Genomic DNA, 15,838 nt, shown 5'->3' with positions numbered 1-15,838 from the left:
AAACAGCCCGATTGGTTCAATCACGCCCGCCGTGCGATACGGCCCTGTACGACGTCGAACAGTTCGCCCATGGCGCCGAGATCGACGAAAGCAGCCGGGTCGGCGCCCGTCATCCAGACCTGCGCGCCGAGCGTCGCGAGTTCGCCGAACAGCGACCGGCGGCGGTCCGGGTCGAGATGCGCGACGATTTCGTCGAGCAACAGAAGGGGCGTGATGCCGGTCATTTCGGCCACCAAAGTCGCATGCGCCAGGATCAGGCCGATCAGCAGCGCTTTCTGCTCGCCGGTCGAGGCATCGCGCGCGGGCATGTTTTTCGGCGCGTAGATGACCTGCAGGTCGGTGAGATGCGGGCCGTCCAGCGTACGACCTGCAGCGGCATCGCGCGGGCGGCTGTCGCGCAGGATCGCGCGATAGCGATCCTCCACGGCCGTCGCCGGTTCACTCGTCAGTGCCTGCTCCATCCAACCGTCGAGCGCAATGATCGCCGATGGAAACGCCGAGGCCTCACCGCGCTTGTGTAGCATCGCAGCCAGTCGTGTCACTGTCTCGCCGCGCATGGCCGCGACCGCCACTGCGAGTTCCGCGGTCTCGCGTTCGACAGCGTCGAGCCAGTGGCTGTCGCTGCTGCGTTGTTCGAGCAACCGGTTGCGCGAGCGCAGGCTGCGCTCCAGCGCGGAGACGCGGCTGTTGTGATCCTTGTCGATGGCCAGCACCAGGCGATCGAAGAAGCGCCGGCGCTCCGATGCCGCACCCATGAACAGCTGATCCATCGCTGGCGTCAGCCACACCATGCGCAGGTGATCGCCGAATGCGGTGGCGGAGCCCACCGGTTCGCGATCAATGCGGCAGCGGCGCGTGATGGAGGCGCCTTCGATGGGCGGATCGATGCCGGTGCCGAGGGTTGCCAGGCCGACTTCGCCCTCGACAGTGGCAGAGACAGCCCAGGAACCGTCGCCTTCATTATTGGCGACATCTTCGAGCGTAGCGCGGCGCAGGCCGCGGCCCGGGGAGAGAAACGAGATTGCCTCGATGCAATTGGTCTTGCCGGCGCCGTTAGGCCCGACGAGCGCGACCATGTCGGCGGACGACTCCAGCGACGATGAGCGATAGGAGCGGAAGTTGGTCAGCGATAGGCGATGGATACGGGAGGCGGTCATCAGCAAAACTCTCTCGTCATGCCCGGCCTTGTGTCGGGCATCCACGCCTTTACCAACAGGCTCTAAAGACGTGGATGGCCGGGACATCCAGCGAAGCAACGCTTCGTGTTATGGCCCGGCCATGACGCAATTGAATGAGCGAGAGCGCGAACAGAAGTGCCTTACACCCGCATCGGCATCAGCACATAAAGCGCGCCCTTGTTGTCCTTGTCCTGTACCAGCGTCGGCGAGCCCGGATCCGCGAGCCGCAGCACGGCCACTTCGCCTTCAATCTGCGCGGCAATATCCAGCAGGTAGCGCGAGTTGAAGCCGATATCGAGCGCGTCCGAGGCATACTCGACCTCGAGCTCTTCCGTCGCGCTGCCTGAATCCGGATTGGTCACCGAGAGCACCAGCTTGCCGGCCGACAGGGCCAGCTTGACGGCGCGGCCGCGTTCGCTGGAGATCGTCGAGACGCGGTCCACCGCATTCTCGAAATCCTTCTTGTCGATGATCAGTTCCTTGTCGTTGTTCTGCGGGATCACGCGGCCATAATCGGGGAAGGTGCCATCGATCAGTTTCGAGGTCAGCACCACATTGCCGAGGGTGAAGCGGATCTTGCCCTGCGACAGTTCGACGGTGATCTCGGCTTCGGTATCCTCGATCAGGCGCTGGACTTCGCCCACGGTCTTGCGCGGTACGATCACGCCCGGCATGCCCTCGGCGCCTTTCGGCTGCTTGAGGTCGATCTGCGCCAGGCGATGGCCATCGGTGGCGACACCACGCAGGGTCGCAGCGGCAGCCGTACCGGCGGCATGCAGATAAATGCCATTGAGGTAATAGCGGGTCTCTTCGGTCGAGATCGCGAATTGCGTGCGATCAATCAGGCGCTTGATGTCTGCGGCCGGAAGCGAGAACGAATGCGTCATTTCGCCCGCGGCGAGATCCGGGAAATCATTCTCCGGCAGCGTCTGCAGCGTAAAGCGCGAGCGCCCGGCGCGGATCGCCATGACGGAGCGGTCGCCATCGCTCTCCAGCACGATCTGCGAACCGTCCGGCAGCTTGCGGACGATGTCGTAGAACATATGCGCTGGCACGGTGGTGGAACCGGGGGTGCCGGTTTCCGCTGCCAGCGTCTCGGTCACTTCGAGATCGAGGTCGGTGGCTTTCAACGAGAGCTGGGCATTTTCGGCGCGGATCAGCACGTTACCGAGGATCGGAATCGTGTTCCGGCGCTCGACCACGCGATGCACGTGGCTGAGCGACTTGAGGAGCTGCGCGCGTTCGACCGTGACCTTCATAACAAATCCGCCCGATTAACGATGGGAATTCCGGGCAGCCTGAACAGCGCCGCGGGGACCGCAAGGTGACGGTAAAGCGCGGGAAGTGCAAGAGATTTGGCGATGAATTGCTGTGCAGCTCCCCACGTTTATGGTCACAGGCCTGTCGTGATTTCCCGCACGCTCCTCGTCATCTCAAAATTCCGAAGCCTGAGTCATGTCTTGTCTGGGCTCAAGCCGAGGATGCCCGGCACGTGGCCGGGCGGAGAGTGCATGGGGCGGTTGGGCTTATTCCGCCAACTGGCGCTTCAGGCTGTCGACCTCGTCCTGCAGGGCCGTGTCCTTGCCGACCAGCGCTTCGATCTTGCGCACGGCATGGAGAACCGTGGTGTGGTCACGGCCGCCAAAACGCCGACCGATTTCCGGCAGCGAGCGCAAGGTCAGTGTCTTGGCCAGATACATCGCCACCTGGCGCGGGCGCACCACATTGGCGGTCCGTCGTGAGGATAAAAGATCCGAGCGGCTGACGTTGTATTGCCGGGCCACCACACGCTGGATGTCCTCGATCTTGATGCGCTTCGGCTCCATCGGGCGAATGAGATCGCGCACTTCGCGTTCGGCCATTTCCAGCGTTACCGCGGTGGCGTTCAGCTTCGAATGGGCGAGCAGGCGATTGATCGCGCCTTCAAGATCGCGACCGTTATGGGTGATGGTGCGGGCGAGATAGTCGAGCACCGGCTCCGGCACGTCGAACGAGGCGTGATGCGCGCGAGCCGCGGCGACGCGCGATTTCAGAATGCCGAGGCGCAGCTCTTCGCCAAGCGTACCCATTTCGACGACGAGGCCGCCGGCAAGGCGCGACCGGACGCGTTCGTCGAGGCTTTCGAGATCCGACGGCGGACGGTCGGCGGCGATCACCACCTGACGGCCGGCATCGATCAGCGCATTGAGCGTATGGCAGAATTCGGCCTGGGTGGTCTTGCCCTGCAGAAACTGGAGATCGTCGATGACGAGCACGTCGATGCCGCGCAGCGCTTCCTTGAAGGCGAGTGCTGTCTGCGTCTTCAATGCGGCAACGAAGCCGTACATGAATTTCTCGGCGGTGAGGTACAGCACCTTGCGCTCGGGATTCGAATTACCGGCCCAGGTCACGGCCTGCAGCAGATGCGTTTTGCCCAAGCCGACACCGGCATGAATATAGAGAGGGTTGAACATCACCGGGTCGCCGCGGCGCCCTTCGGCGACCTGACGCGCGGCAGCATGGGCCAGCGTGTTTGCGCGGCCGAGCACGAAGCTCGCAAAGGTCAGGCGCGGATCGAGTGGCGAGCCGCCGAGCGCTTCATGACTGGCGGACACGGGCGCGGTTGCGTTGCTGCGGATGTCTGCAGCAGGACGATTGCCGACGGATTCAGCACGGCGCGGCTCGGCCTGCGCCGCGACTTCCTTGGCCGGGGCGACATTGCGCATAGCTGAACGCACGGTGAGATCGACGCGCGACACCTTCGGCATTTCGGCGCGCCATGCATCGAGCACGCGCTCGGCATAATGGGCCTGGATCCAGCTCTTCAGGAAGCGGGTTGGCACGGAGAGGTGCACGGACTCGTCCTGCACGGCTTCCAGATCCATACGGGCGAACCAGCTCGAGAAAACATCCTCGCCAACGCTCGACCGCAGACGGCCCTTCACGCGAGTCCAGTGATCCTGTTCCATGTTCGACATCGTTTCAGCTTCTCAATTCAAATGTGGTGGCCGAGCGCAAGCGCCCATGAGCATGCGCGCCAAGCGCGCGGTGACCTCGTGTGGCTGCTTTCGGACAAAGCTCCGCCGTTCGGCGTTCACGCCGCGAACGGATCAGCTCTGTCGAAGAAGGGCCGGGTGAGGTCAGTGCGTACTGAGTGCTCTGTCAGGAACGCACGAAGGGGGGCGGGTGAAGATGGAAACCGAGGACTTTACCAAAGTCTTGGAGCCGGACGCTGATCGCAAAGAAGAATGCCGTGTGATCATGGATTTGCGCATAGAAGCTCCCCCGCTCGCCGCGGTCATCGCGGCAAGGTGTCAGTTTCGAATATGGTCCAAAGTCAGTGCGCAACGCTCAACGCGGCAAAGCGTTCAGGGTCGCATTGTCTTTCAGCCCGCCTCTTCACAGGACGATCCCCTTGTCTTGCCAGTGCACGATCTCTGCTTCGTATCTCTTTCAAAGCATCCATCATGGATGCTCGAGAAATTTCGACACAGAACGACCGCTCTCATATTGCTATGAGTTGCAACTCGCTTGAGACTTGGAAAGCATCGCCAAACCTGGAAACCGTCGCTGATCTTCAGGCTCGCCCTCGTTCCGAAATCGCTCTGATCTCAAGAACGGCGGGGCGCTGCGAATGATTTAGAAATACAGCACGGCCCGTTTCTCGCAACGGAATCATTTTTTCGCAGCTTCGCGAAAGCCGCACTTGCAGCGACTAATTTGTTGGTTCGTTTTTCAAACATATCGACAAGATTTTGAATCTGCGCACTGAATCCCATTGTGACAGTGGCGTTGCAAATTCGGTAAGCCGAAAAAAGAAATTCATATTTCATTTACGAAAGCACGGGCGGCATCCGCGGATTCGAACTGGTCGCTGTCGCTATGTGGATAAGTGATTATCGCGACGCGATTTTTTCTGTGCGCTGACTCAGGGTAACCTTGCACGTGGCGTCGGCTTCGGCATTGCGACGCGCTTGCTTTTTGAGAATCACGCCAGCGCAGGCAGAGTCTGCGCATTGACATCGGTTCGATGCTTGCCGTTCCCGCCGTGTCTTTCGCGCGACATGTCGTGAAGCGCATCGGTGCCTGATTTCATAGGCTTTTCGCGTCATCCAAATTTCTTGCTTCATCATCCGGATGGGTGATGCCCGCTGCACATAAAGTATGTCGCGCGCGACGTGACGCAAACAAAAAGCCCGGCGCGAAGGCCGGGCTTTTCGAAGTCGTATGCTTGATGTCGCTTACTGAGCGAGCTTCGCGATCTGGTGCGTCAGGCGCGAAACCTTACGGCTGGCCAGGTTCTTGTGAACGATGTTCTGCTGAGCGGCCTTCATCAAGGCGGGCTCGGCAGCCTTCATCGCTTCCTTCGCTGCGCTGACGTCGCCGGTCTTGATGGCGTCTTCAACGGTGCGGAGGGCCGAACGCATCTGGGTGCGGCGCGACTTGTTGACGATGGTGCGGCGCGCGATCTTGCGGGTCGCCTTCTTGGCGGAGGTCGTATTGGCCATTCTCAAATATCCTTCAGCAGCGACCCGTCCGGGCGCCGGGCTGATTGACGTTTGCCGCCCGATGCGGCCAACGCTGATCTGTTTCCGGGGTGTTCCTGAAATGCTATCCCCGGAGCGGCTATTCGCTCTTGAGGCGCGCCGCTCAAAGAACAGCGGCGGCGGGATCGCGCCCACCGCCTTTGGCGCTTCTTATAGAGGCCGTGTTTTGCAGCGTCAACGATTTCTCAAACCGCCAATGCGCGGCAAATGAGCTGTCTCGCCTCGTTAAGTGGCTGTAACGGTTGAATTTCTCGTTTCCAGCCATTATTGCCGAGAGGACGAGCGATGAGGGGATTCGGATGATCCGCGGTTTTTTCCGCCTGATTGGGCTTTTGTTGCTGGCCGCGGGTTTCGTATTCCTGGTCTATGACGGTGCTCGTTCGATCGCCGATCAGGCGCTGCGGCTGACCAAACTCGGCGAATTCTGGAACGATATCAATCAGGCCAGCCAGCGCAGCTTTCTTGCGATGATCGATGCCGATGCGCCGTGGCTGCGCGGCGGCCTGAAATTGCTGCTCGATCAGCCGTCCTGGGCTGTGATGGGAATCCTCGGCATTTTGCTGATGCTTTTGTGCCGTCCGCGCCGACCTTTGATCGGCTATTCGCGAAATTGATGCGGCCTCCTTGCGGCAGCTATGTGGCATCTCAGCGGCGTAACGATCTGCCATTTCTCGCGAAGATACCCATATAGGGTGAAGAAAAACGCAGGAGACGACCGATGCTGTTCACGCGCAAACCCGTCGCCATGGTTCCCGCCGCCGACGCTCTGCCCGGCCGCGCTACGCCGATACCGACCGCGACCACCCATTACGTTAACCGCAGCAAGCTGCTGCCGCCTTACCCCGCCGGTCTCGAGCAGGCCGTGTTTGCGCTCGGCTGCTTCTGGGGCGCGGAGCGCAAGTTCTGGGAGCTCGGCAATGGCATCTATACGACCGCGGTCGGCTATGCCGGCGGCTTCACGCCGAATCCGACCTATGAAGAGACGTGCTCGGGACTGACCGGCCATACCGAAGTGGTGCTGGTGGTGTTCGATCCGACGAAGATTTCCTACGAGCAGCTGCTGAAGACGTTCTGGGAAAATCACGATCCGACCCAGGGCATGCGGCAGGGCAACGATATCGGCACGCAATATCGCTCGGCGATCTACACCTTCTCCGATGCGCAGCTGAAGGCGGCGAAGGAATCCGAAGCCACCTTCCAAAAGGCGCTCGATGCCAAAGGCTATGGTGCGATCACCACGGAGATTGCACCGATCGACAAATTCTATTTCGCCGAGGACTATCACCAGCAATATCTCGCCAAGAATCCGGGTGGCTATTGCGGGCTCGGCGGCACCGGCGTGTCGTGCCCGATCGGCGTCGGCGTCAGCGCCTAAAGGGCAGATAAACACCGATAAAAAGCCCGTTTCCGAACCATTCGGAGGCGGGCTTTTGCGTGGCTTTGAGCGGTACTGACAACCATATGTTAACCATAAGGGCGCACAACCGGATGGTCTCTATGAGGGATGAGTCCAGTGCCCGTACTTCGCGCGTTACGCCTGCCATTGATCGTTGCCGCCATGGCCCTCGCCATGACCGGCTGCATGCGCCGACCTGGCCCCGTCGCCGTGGTGGCCGCGCCGGCGTCTCTCGACACGCTCGCTTATAACCGCTCGGGCCCGCCCGTCGCCTATGCCGTGCCTTCCTCGAAATATGATGCGCAGTACCAGCTCGATGCCGGCGACAAGCTGCGCGTCGTGGTTTACGGGCAGGAAGGCCTCACCAATTCCTATGCGATCGATGCCGGCGGCGCGATCACCATGCCGCTGATCGGCCGCGTGCCCGCGCGCGGCATGACGCCGGCGTCGCTGGCTGCCGCCATCACCGGCCGCCTGCGCAATGGATTCATCCGCGAACCGTCGGTGGCGGTGGAGATCGAGACCTATCGTCCGTTCTTCATTCTCGGCGAAGTCGCTGCTCCCGGCCAATATCCCTACGTGCCGAACATGACCGTCGAGAGCGCCGTCGCCATCGCCGGTGGTTTCTCACCGCGCGCCAAGCGCGATGCGGTCATGCTGACTCACAATCGCCCGGAAGGATCGTATCGCTCCGAAGTGCCGCTCGGCACGGCGGTCGATCCCGGCGATACGGTGATGGTCGGCGAACGCTGGTTTTGATCGTCGCAATCGCGTCGCGCGGATAGTGGCCTCGGCCGATCCGCGCGCCGATTCATGATCATGCAAAATCGCCTGCAGGGGGCATCCTGCAGGCGATTTTTTTATGGGATGGAATGGCTGACATCATACAGCAACAAAAATGCTGCGATGATTTCGCGCAGGTTCGCGTTTACGCGCAAGGTCCCGTTCCGAACCAAGTTTCTTCCTGTATGAAGACCTGAGCGAGATCACTCGCATGTGCGGACGCTTGTCCGCGCCAAAAACATTCAGGATGAGGGAAACGATGACGATCGCTTCGACGATGACCAGACGCGCGCTTGCCTTGACGATGCTGGGCGCAACCAGTTTGGTGATGTCCGCCTTGCCGGCCCAGGCGCAGGACGCCGTAAAATCCTATCCGGACAAGCGCATCAATTTTGTCGTCCCCTACGCGCCGGGCGGCGCCACCGATGTGGCCGCACGTCTGCTTGCGCAGAAGCTGCAGGAATCCTGGAAGCAGACCGTCACCGTCGAGAACAAGCCGGGCGCCGGCGGTGTGATCGGCAACGACTTCGTCGCCAAGGCGACGCCGGATGGTTACACCGTGCTGATTGCCATCACGCAGATCATCCAGGCGCCGAGCCTGATGTCGAAACTGCCTTATGATGCGTTCAAGGATCTCGCGCCGGTCACGCAGGTGGCGATCTCGCCCATCGTGCTGGTGGTGCCCGACCAGCAGCCGATGAAGACGGTGAAGGAACTGATCGATCTCGCCAAAGCGAGCCCCGGCAAATATCCGTATGGCACCTTCGGCAATGCCACCACCTCGCATCTCTATGGCGAGCTGCTGAAGAAGAATACCGGCATCGACATGACTCATGTGCCGTATCGTGGCGCCTCGCCGCTGCTCAACGATCTGCTCGGCAATCAGGTCACCGCGGCATTCCTCGATTTCACCACGGCGGGTCCGCAGCTCGAAGCCGGCAAGATCCGCCCGCTCGCTGTGGGCGGCGAGAAGCGCAAGCCGAAGCTGCCGAATGTGCAGACCATGGCCGAACTCGGCTATCCGGGCTTCGAGGCGGAAGGCTGGGTCGGTGTGTTCGTGCCGGCGGGAACGCCAAAGCCGATCGTCGACAAACTGTCGGCGGAGCTTGGCCGCATCATCAATTCACCAGAAGGCACCGCTGGGTTGCAGGCGGTGAATCTGGTGCCGGTGGGGGATAGTGCGGAGTCGTTCGAGAAGACGCTGAAGCGGGATTTCGAGCGTTGGGCGACTGTGGCGAAGACGGCTGGTGTGAAGGGGGAGTAAAACGCCCGCTTTCGTAATGCTGACGAACTGTCACCACCCGCGAAAGCGGGTGGTCCAGTGAACGCAGAATTGGCGATGAAGCACTGTCGGCCGAGTGTACTGGATCGCCCGGTTGAGCCGGGCGATGACAGTGAGTGGTGTGGAGCAGCGCAGCGCGCCGCTTACTTCAAATGCTTCGCCAGGAACGCCAGGCTTCGCTCGCGCGCGACATCCGCGCTTGCTTTGTTGTAGCTCGCCCGCTGGTCGCAATTAAAACCGTGTTCGGCGCCGTCATAGACGAACACCTCGACCTCTGGCCGCTTGGCCTTGATGGTCTCGACATCGCTGAGCGGAATGCCGTGATCGTTCTCGCCGAAATGCAGCTGCACCGGCACCTTCGGTTTGTCATCGGCAAAGCGCACCACGGCGCCGCCGTAATAGCCGATGGCGGCGCTCAGGCCGTCGAGCTTGGTCGCGGCCGCATAGGCGATGCTGCCGCCCAGGCAGAAGCCGATAATGCCGACCGGGCCGGCATCCTTCACCGCATCGATCGCGGCCTGCGTGTCACGCAGGAAGGCCGCCCAATCCGGATTGGCGACAAATTTGCGCGCGATGGCGACTTCCTCGGCTGAATAGCCTGACTGAAAATTGGGCTCGACGCGATCGAAGATCGACGGCGCGATCGCAACATAGCCCTGCACGGCGAAGCGATCGCAGATCGTGCGGATGTGGCTGTTCACGCCAAAAATTTCCTGAATCACCACCACAGCGCCTTTGGGCTTGCCTTCCGGCTGGGTGCGATAGGCGCCGAGCTTGAAGCCGTCCGATGCGGTCAGCGTAATGTCTTGTCCCACGGGCTTATCCATTTCGTTGTTGGTTGGGTGCGGTGTGTTTGAAGCGCGGGGCGGCGCGGGTCCACTCAAGATTTGGCGAGGGTGGGATGCAGGAACCGTAGGATGGGTTGAGCGCAGGCGCATCACGCCGGAGCGAAAACCCATCAGCGGAGTTCGCAGCATCGTTCGGTTGATGGGTTTTCGCTGCGCTCAACCCATCCTACGGGCACGGCTTGACAGTTTCCATATCACGCATCATATGAAGTTACATGAGACGAGATAGCCGCCTGTCCGGCGTCCTCCATGTGCTTCTGCACATGGCCGAGGACGATACGCCCAAGACCTCCGAAGCCCTGGCGCGGGCCATGTGCACCAATCCCGTTGTGGTCCGGCGGATCATGGCCGGTCTGCGCGAGCAGGGGCTGGTGAGTTCCGAGAAGGGCCACGGTGGCGGCTGGCGGGTCGCCTGTGACCTCAACAAGGTGACGTTGCGCGACATTTATGAGGCACTGGGTGAGCCGGACATCCTGGCCATGGGCAATCGCACGGACATGCCAGGCTGCCTGGTGGAACAGGCCGTGAATGCCGCGCTGGGCAAGGCTTTCGACGAGGCCGAGGAACTGCTGCTGCGCCGCTTCGGTGAAGTCACGCTCGCCATGCTGAGCGCGGATTTCAATGCGCGGTTCAAGGGGCAACGCGACAAGTTCAAGCTGGAGAAAGCACATGACGACTGATGCCATCATCGTGGGCGGAGGCTTTGCGGGCCTCGCTGCGGCGACCTATCTCGCGCGGGCGCGTCGCAATGTTGTCGTCATCGACACGCGGCAGCCGCGCAACCGGTTCGCGGATGCCTCGCACGGTTTTCTCGGCCATGACGGCAGCGATCCGCAGCAGATTCTCGCCACGGCGCGTCGACAGGTTCTAGCCTATCCCGGCGTGCGAATGATCGAGGGCGAAGCCACCAATGCGCGCGTCGCCGCAGATGGATTCTCGGTGGTGCTGGGCAATGGCGAAGCGCTGGCCACGCGAAAAGTGATCCTTGCCTTTGGCCTGCGTGACACGCTGCCGCCCATTCCCGGCATTCAGGAGCGCTGGGGCAAGACGGTGCTGCATTGTCCCTATTGCCATGGCATCGAATTCAGCGATCGCCAGCTTGGGGTGCTGTATCGCACGCCGATGTCGGTGCATCAGGCGTCCATCGTCGCGGAATGGGGACCGGTGACGCTTTATCTCAACGGGCATGAGCTGGATGCCGAAGGCGTGGAGACCATGGCGCGCCGTGGCGTGCGGGTGGAGGCGGCGAAAGTCATCGGATTAGAAGGCGAGCGCACGGCGCTGTCGGCGATCGCGCTGGACGACGGCCGGCGGAGCGCGGCGGATGCACTCTATATAGCGCCGGAGTCTTGCCTGTCGTCACCGCTGGCGGAGCAACTCGGTGTGATGATTGAGGATGGTCCGATGGGGCCGATGATCAAAACCGACGCGGACAAGATGACGACCGTGCCTGGCGTTTACGCCGCCGGAGATATCGCGCGGGCGCCGCATAGTGTGACCTGGGCAGCGGCCGATGGCGTCAACGCAGGAACCTCCGCGCATCGGGCTCTTGTGTTCGGCTGAATCATGAGCCTGACGCAGACATTCAACGATCCCGCGGCGGTGGCGGGCTATACCGAGCGCGCCAAGCGCCAGGTGCCGGGCTTCACCGATCTGCAGCGCATGGCGCAGTTGCTACTGGCGGAGCGCGTGCCGGACACAGCCGATATTCTGGTGCTGGGCGCCGGCGGCGGGCTGGAGCTGAAGCTGTTTGCCGAGGCGCAAAAGGACTGGCGACTGCTCGGCGTCGATCCATCGGCTGGAATGTTGGATCTGGCCCGTTCGACATTGGGGCCGTTGCAGTCGCACGCTGAATTGGTCGAAGGCACAATCGACGCAGCGCCGCTCGGGCCATTCGATGGTGCGGCATGCCTGCTGACGCTTCATTTCCTGCCGCGGGACGAACGGTTGCGGACATTGCGGGAGGTTCGGCGACGGCTGAAGCCGGGCGCGCCTTTCGTGGTGGCGCATCATAGCTATCCAAAAGGCGAGCAAGGGCGGCGCTGGCTATCACGCTTTGCGGCTTTTGCTGTGTTGAGCGGTGTCGAAGCGAAGCAGGCGGCAGCCATGCCAGCCGCGCTCGAGGAGCATTTGCCTGCGCTGTCGCCGCAAGAAGATGAGACACTGTTACGCGAGGCCGGGTTTAGCGATGTGGCGTTGTTCTACGCGGCATTGACGTTTCGCGGATGGGTGGCAAGGGCGTGAGAAGTTCGCAGCCGTAGGGCGGATGAGCGCAGCGTCATCCGCCGCGGAGTTTCAACCATGACTTCGGCCGGGATTACGGCTTCGCCTCATCCGCCCTGCGGCCACAGCTATACGTTACTCCCACATCCAGTTCTGGCCCCAGTCGCCTTTCCATCCGGTCAGGCGGCCCTTGCGAAACTGGAGAAACAGCCGGTCCTTGCGCGGGAACAATCCGCTGCCGCCGATGTCGCGATAAGCGAGGAATATTTCATCACCCGGCCGGCCTTTCAGATAGGTCAGCGGCACGCCGAGCGCGTGTGCGGCGGCATCTGCCGGCATGCCGAAGGCAAGGGGCGTGGTGTTGGACAGCGTCGCCGCGAAAGGCGCATCCACCGGCACCAATGGTTGCGCCGTGACAGGTGTGGTTGTCGCCATCACCCAGAGGGCGGGCAACGCTGCCAGAGACATGGCGGCCAGGTGGATGCGATGGGTCATGATGCCAGTGTCTCTGCGAATCCGTGTGTCGCGCAAGGCGGATCGTCTCAATTTTTATCCATCGCTTTGACGGATCGCTATCGATAACGGCGCGAACAGGCTTCGCAGCCGCCCTGATACCGATTGTTAACGCTAGGTTTTAAGCTTCGGGAACCGGATTTCGAGGTATCCCTGTCCCCGCTTGTGCAGCCGGACGCTGCAAGTGAACGAGGACAAATGAGCGTCGCATCCCATTCATCGCCCCGTCGCCGCCTGCTGCTGGCATCGGATAGCAATGACCAGTCGCGAGAACTGGCGCACATCCTGGCCACGGTCGGGGATGTCGACGTCGTGCCGACGACGCGCATTCCCGAGGCGCCGTCGCGCGATTTGTCGGGGATCGTGGTCGATATCAATCTGCGTTCGGCCGAAGCCGTGCAGCGCGTGCGCAACCGGCTGCGCCACAAGAATTATGAATCAATGCCGCGGCTGTTCGTGCTGGCCGATTCCATGCATCACGGCGCCATGCAGGCCTGGGCGCTCGGCGCCACCGACACCATTGCGCGACCGTTCGATGCGCGCGGCGTGCTGCAGCGTATTCGCGCGGCCTTTCCGGGGCCGCATGACGAAGACTTTGCCGCGCGCGGCAAGACGCTCAATCGTGGGGTCGAGGCGGCGCATGCGGTCATCGTCAAGATCTTCGAGAAGATTCCGGCCGGCGTGCCGCTGTCGTTCAGCGATGTGATGCAGGCGGAAAGCCTGATCATCAAAGCGATCAAGCGCTCGTCACTGCGCGAATGGCTGGCCGCCGTCGGACGCCATCACAATCACAGCTATCGGCATTGCCTGTTTGTCACCGGATTCGCCGTCGCCTTCGCGCAGCATCTCGGCATGCGCGACGAGGACCAGCGCCGGTTGACCCGTGCGGCGCTGGTGCATGACGTGGGCAAGGCGTTCATTCCGGTCGCCATTCTCGACAAGCCCGGCAAGCTGACGGAAGAAGAGACGCTGGAAGTGCGCAAGCATCCGCGGCTCGGCTTCGAGGCCTTGGCGGCGCAAGGCTCGTTCCCGCGCGAAATGCTCGACGTGGTGTTGCATCACCACGAATTTCTCGATGGCTCCGGCTATCCCGATGGCCTTGCCGGCGACCAGATCAGCGACATCGTGCGGCTGATGACCATCGTGGATATTCATGCCGCACTGGTCGAGAGGCGCGCCTATCGCATGCCGTTCACCCATGCCAAGGCATTCGAGATGATGGAGCAGATGGGCGACAAGATCGACCAGCAGTTGCTGCAGGCGTTTCGCCCGGTGGCGCTGGGGATCTAGCCCTTTCTGTCATCGCCCGGCTTGACCGGGCGATCCCGTAGACACTGCTGTCTGCGTTTGCTCGCCGAAATCTGCGTTTGCTGGATCCCCGCTTTCGCGGGGATGACGAGCGGAGCGCGGTGGCTAAGTCAGCAATTTCCGCAACTCCGCCTTCGCCACTTTCTCCAGGGTCGATCTCGGCATGTCGTCGACGAAGTGGATCTCGCGCGGCACCTTGAAATCGGCGAGACCGTTCTTGCAGGCGGACATGACGTTGTCATGCAGGGCCGGCGGACAATTCGTGACGCCCGCGTGCGGGATGATGAACACCACCGGCACCTCATCCAGCATCGGATGTTTCTTCGCGACCACGGCGGCTTCGCGCACGCCGGGCACGGTGATGACCACCTGCTCGATCTCCGACGCGGCGACATTCTCGCCGCCGACCTTGAGCATGTCCTTGGCGCGATCGCCGAATTTGATATAGCCGCGCTCCAGCAGCGTGACGCGATCGCCGGTGATGAAGAAGCCATTGGAATCGAAGCTGTCTTTCGTGGCAGCCTCGTTGTGCAGATACTCCTTGAACAGCGTCAGGCCCGGCGTGCCCAGGATGGTGAGATTGCCGGTCTCGCCGACCTCGACGGGCGTGCCGTCGTTACGGGTGATGCGGATGCCGTATTCGGCGGCGGTGCGACCGATGGCCATGGGCGTGTTGGGCTGGTCGACCTCGCCGATGATGCCGTGGGTGATGGTTTCGGTCATGCCCCACCAGCCGATGATCTTGATGCCGAATTTGGCAAAGGCCGGCGGATCGCAGAACGAGGCACCCCACATGCGGAAGTGATGCTGTTTCGGCACCTCGTGCTCGAGCAGCGCCTTCATGCAGAACGGGATGGTGGAGAGCCAGGTGGCGCGATGCGTGAGCGCGGTGGGCCAGAACCGGCTGGCCGAAAAACGCGGCTGCAGGATGATGGAGGCGCCGACCCACAGCGTCGCCAGCATCGAATAGGCCAGCGCATTGGTGTGGAACAGCGGCAGATAGGTCAAATGCGTGTCGGACGCATGCAGGTCCTGATGGGATGCATTGATCTTGGCGCCCCACAGCGCATTGGCATGGGTCCACAGCACGGCCTTCGGGCGTGACGTCGTGCCGGACGTATATTGCACGCTGCAATGCGCCCAGGGATCAATCGACCGGCGCGGGCGATCGGCGCTGTCGGCGAACAGCGCCTCAAAGCGCTCGGCCTTGATGCCGGAATCGGCAGGCGTGCCGGCATTGTGCGAGGTGACGGCGATCCAGCGCAGGTTCTTGCAATTCCCCGCGACAAGTTCGGCAAGGGATGGCTGGGTGATCGCGGCGACGGCGCCGCAATGATCGGCGAAATATTCGATTTCCGCGGCGGAGGAGCGGGTGTTGGTGGTGACGGCGATGGCGCCGAGCTCGACACAGGCGAACCATGAGAGGAGCTGCTCGACGCAATTGTCGAGATGGATCAGGACATAATCACCCTGCCTGATGCCGCGCTTCGCGAGGCCGGCGGCCAGCGCGCCGACCCGCTCGTGGAATTCGCCATAGGTCCAGGGCCGCGCGGGCGCATCGAAGGGCGACCAGATGATGAAGGGATGATCGCGCCGCGTCTCGGCGCGCATGCGCAGCAGCCAGGGCACATCCATGCCGTCGAATGGGCTGATCGAACCGGGCGCGAGGGCGGGATTGGGCATGTGTCCTCCTGCGGAAACCGCCGGGGCATGCGCGTCGCGGCTTCCTTGTTGTTTTTGTTTGTCGTGATGTTGTGCCATCGCGCGGCGCCGCAGGCAAA

The 15,838-nt window shown here is 62.1% G+C and carries 16 protein-coding genes; 9 read left to right on the top strand and 7 right to left on the bottom strand.

Features of this window, described 5'->3' with window-relative positions; genetic code table 11:
* Positions 1-20: 20 nt before the first annotated feature.
* The 4 genes from recF to rpsT form a co-directional block, all read right to left on the bottom strand.
* Positions 21-1,157: a DNA replication/repair protein RecF gene (recF, locus tag ACIQ2A_RS04750; RefSeq protein ID WP_398476302.1), complete on the bottom strand. Its 1,137-nt coding sequence runs from the start codon at positions 1,155-1,157 to the stop codon at positions 21-23.
* A 161-nt stretch (positions 1,158-1,318) separates the two neighbouring features.
* Entirely contained in the window at positions 1,319-2,437 is a 1,119-nt protein-coding gene (gene dnaN, locus ACIQ2A_RS04745) for a DNA polymerase III subunit beta (RefSeq protein ID WP_398476300.1), read from the bottom strand.
* A gap of 267 nt (positions 2,438-2,704) precedes the next feature.
* Entirely contained in the window at positions 2,705-4,135 is a 1,431-nt protein-coding gene (gene dnaA / locus ACIQ2A_RS04740; protein ID WP_398476297.1) for a chromosomal replication initiator protein DnaA, read from the bottom strand.
* A 1,263-nt stretch (positions 4,136-5,398) separates the two neighbouring features.
* Entirely contained in the window at positions 5,399-5,665 is a 267-nt protein-coding gene (rpsT, locus tag ACIQ2A_RS04735) for a 30S ribosomal protein S20 (RefSeq protein ID WP_398476295.1), read from the bottom strand.
* On the opposite strand from rpsT, the gene ACIQ2A_RS04730 reads away from it, so the two are divergent.
* From ACIQ2A_RS04730 to ACIQ2A_RS04710, 5 genes are all read left to right on the top strand, one after another.
* Positions 5,658-5,915 carry a hypothetical protein gene (locus ACIQ2A_RS04730; RefSeq protein ID WP_398476293.1) on the top strand — a complete coding sequence of 86 codons (258 nt, stop codon included), beginning with the start codon at positions 5,658-5,660 and terminating at the stop codon, positions 5,913-5,915. The genes rpsT and ACIQ2A_RS04730 overlap by 8 nt on opposite strands.
* A gap of 88 nt (positions 5,916-6,003) precedes the next feature.
* Positions 6,004-6,318 carry a hypothetical protein gene (locus ACIQ2A_RS04725; RefSeq protein WP_398476291.1) on the top strand — a complete coding sequence of 105 codons (315 nt, stop codon included), beginning with the start codon at positions 6,004-6,006 and terminating at the stop codon, positions 6,316-6,318.
* Between the two features lie 104 nt (positions 6,319-6,422).
* Complete coding sequence (gene msrA, locus ACIQ2A_RS04720; protein ID WP_398476289.1) at positions 6,423-7,079, top strand: peptide-methionine (S)-S-oxide reductase MsrA; 657 nt, start codon at positions 6,423-6,425, stop codon at positions 7,077-7,079.
* Between the two features lie 129 nt (positions 7,080-7,208).
* Entirely contained in the window at positions 7,209-7,859 is a 651-nt protein-coding gene (locus ACIQ2A_RS04715; RefSeq protein ID WP_398476287.1) for a polysaccharide biosynthesis/export family protein, read from the top strand.
* Positions 7,860-8,142: 283 nt separating this feature from the next.
* Positions 8,143-9,147, top strand: coding sequence for a Bug family tripartite tricarboxylate transporter substrate binding protein (locus ACIQ2A_RS04710; protein ID WP_398476285.1), 1,005 nt, complete (start codon positions 8,143-8,145; stop codon positions 9,145-9,147).
* A 161-nt stretch (positions 9,148-9,308) separates the two neighbouring features.
* Here ACIQ2A_RS04710 and ACIQ2A_RS04705 read toward each other — a convergent pair whose 3' ends face one another.
* Entirely contained in the window at positions 9,309-9,980 is a 672-nt protein-coding gene (locus tag ACIQ2A_RS04705; RefSeq protein WP_398476283.1) for a dienelactone hydrolase family protein, read from the bottom strand.
* 248 nt (positions 9,981-10,228) lie between these two features.
* Between ACIQ2A_RS04705 and ACIQ2A_RS04700 the strand changes: the two genes are divergently transcribed.
* The 3 genes from ACIQ2A_RS04700 to ACIQ2A_RS04690 are packed head-to-tail and all read left to right on the top strand — an operon-like array spanning position 10,229 to position 12,257.
* Positions 10,229-10,693: an Rrf2 family transcriptional regulator gene (locus ACIQ2A_RS04700; RefSeq protein ID WP_398476281.1), complete on the top strand. Its 465-nt coding sequence runs from the start codon at positions 10,229-10,231 to the stop codon at positions 10,691-10,693.
* Complete coding sequence (locus ACIQ2A_RS04695; protein WP_398476279.1) at positions 10,683-11,576, top strand: NAD(P)/FAD-dependent oxidoreductase; 894 nt, start codon at positions 10,683-10,685, stop codon at positions 11,574-11,576. Before ACIQ2A_RS04700 ends, ACIQ2A_RS04695 begins: the two co-directional genes overlap by 11 nt.
* Before the next feature lie 3 nt (positions 11,577-11,579).
* Positions 11,580-12,257, top strand: coding sequence for a class I SAM-dependent methyltransferase (locus tag ACIQ2A_RS04690; protein WP_398476277.1), 678 nt, complete (start codon positions 11,580-11,582; stop codon positions 12,255-12,257).
* A 114-nt stretch (positions 12,258-12,371) separates the two neighbouring features.
* Here the strand turns inward: ACIQ2A_RS04690 and ACIQ2A_RS04685 are convergent, their stop codons facing one another.
* On the bottom strand, positions 12,372-12,731 hold the full coding sequence (locus ACIQ2A_RS04685; protein ID WP_398476275.1) for a hypothetical protein: 360 nt from the start codon (positions 12,729-12,731) through the stop codon (positions 12,372-12,374).
* Positions 12,732-12,947: 216 nt separating this feature from the next.
* Here ACIQ2A_RS04685 and ACIQ2A_RS04680 point away from each other — a divergent pair, with 216 nt between their 5' ends.
* Positions 12,948-14,039, top strand: a complete 1,092-nt coding sequence (locus ACIQ2A_RS04680) for an HD-GYP domain-containing protein (RefSeq protein ID WP_398476273.1) — start codon at positions 12,948-12,950, stop codon at positions 14,037-14,039.
* A 123-nt stretch (positions 14,040-14,162) separates the two neighbouring features.
* Here ACIQ2A_RS04680 and ACIQ2A_RS04675 read toward each other — a convergent pair whose 3' ends face one another.
* Positions 14,163-15,740, bottom strand: a complete 1,578-nt coding sequence (locus tag ACIQ2A_RS04675; protein WP_398476271.1) for an AMP-binding protein — start codon at positions 15,738-15,740, stop codon at positions 14,163-14,165.
* Positions 15,741-15,838: the final 98 nt, after the last annotated feature.

This window comes from Tardiphaga sp., assembly GCF_044336785.1.
Classification (GTDB): domain Bacteria; phylum Pseudomonadota; class Alphaproteobacteria; order Rhizobiales; family Xanthobacteraceae; genus Tardiphaga.
The sequence above is the reverse complement of the archived record's forward strand: the minus strand, read 5'-3'. Positions and strand labels throughout refer to the sequence as shown.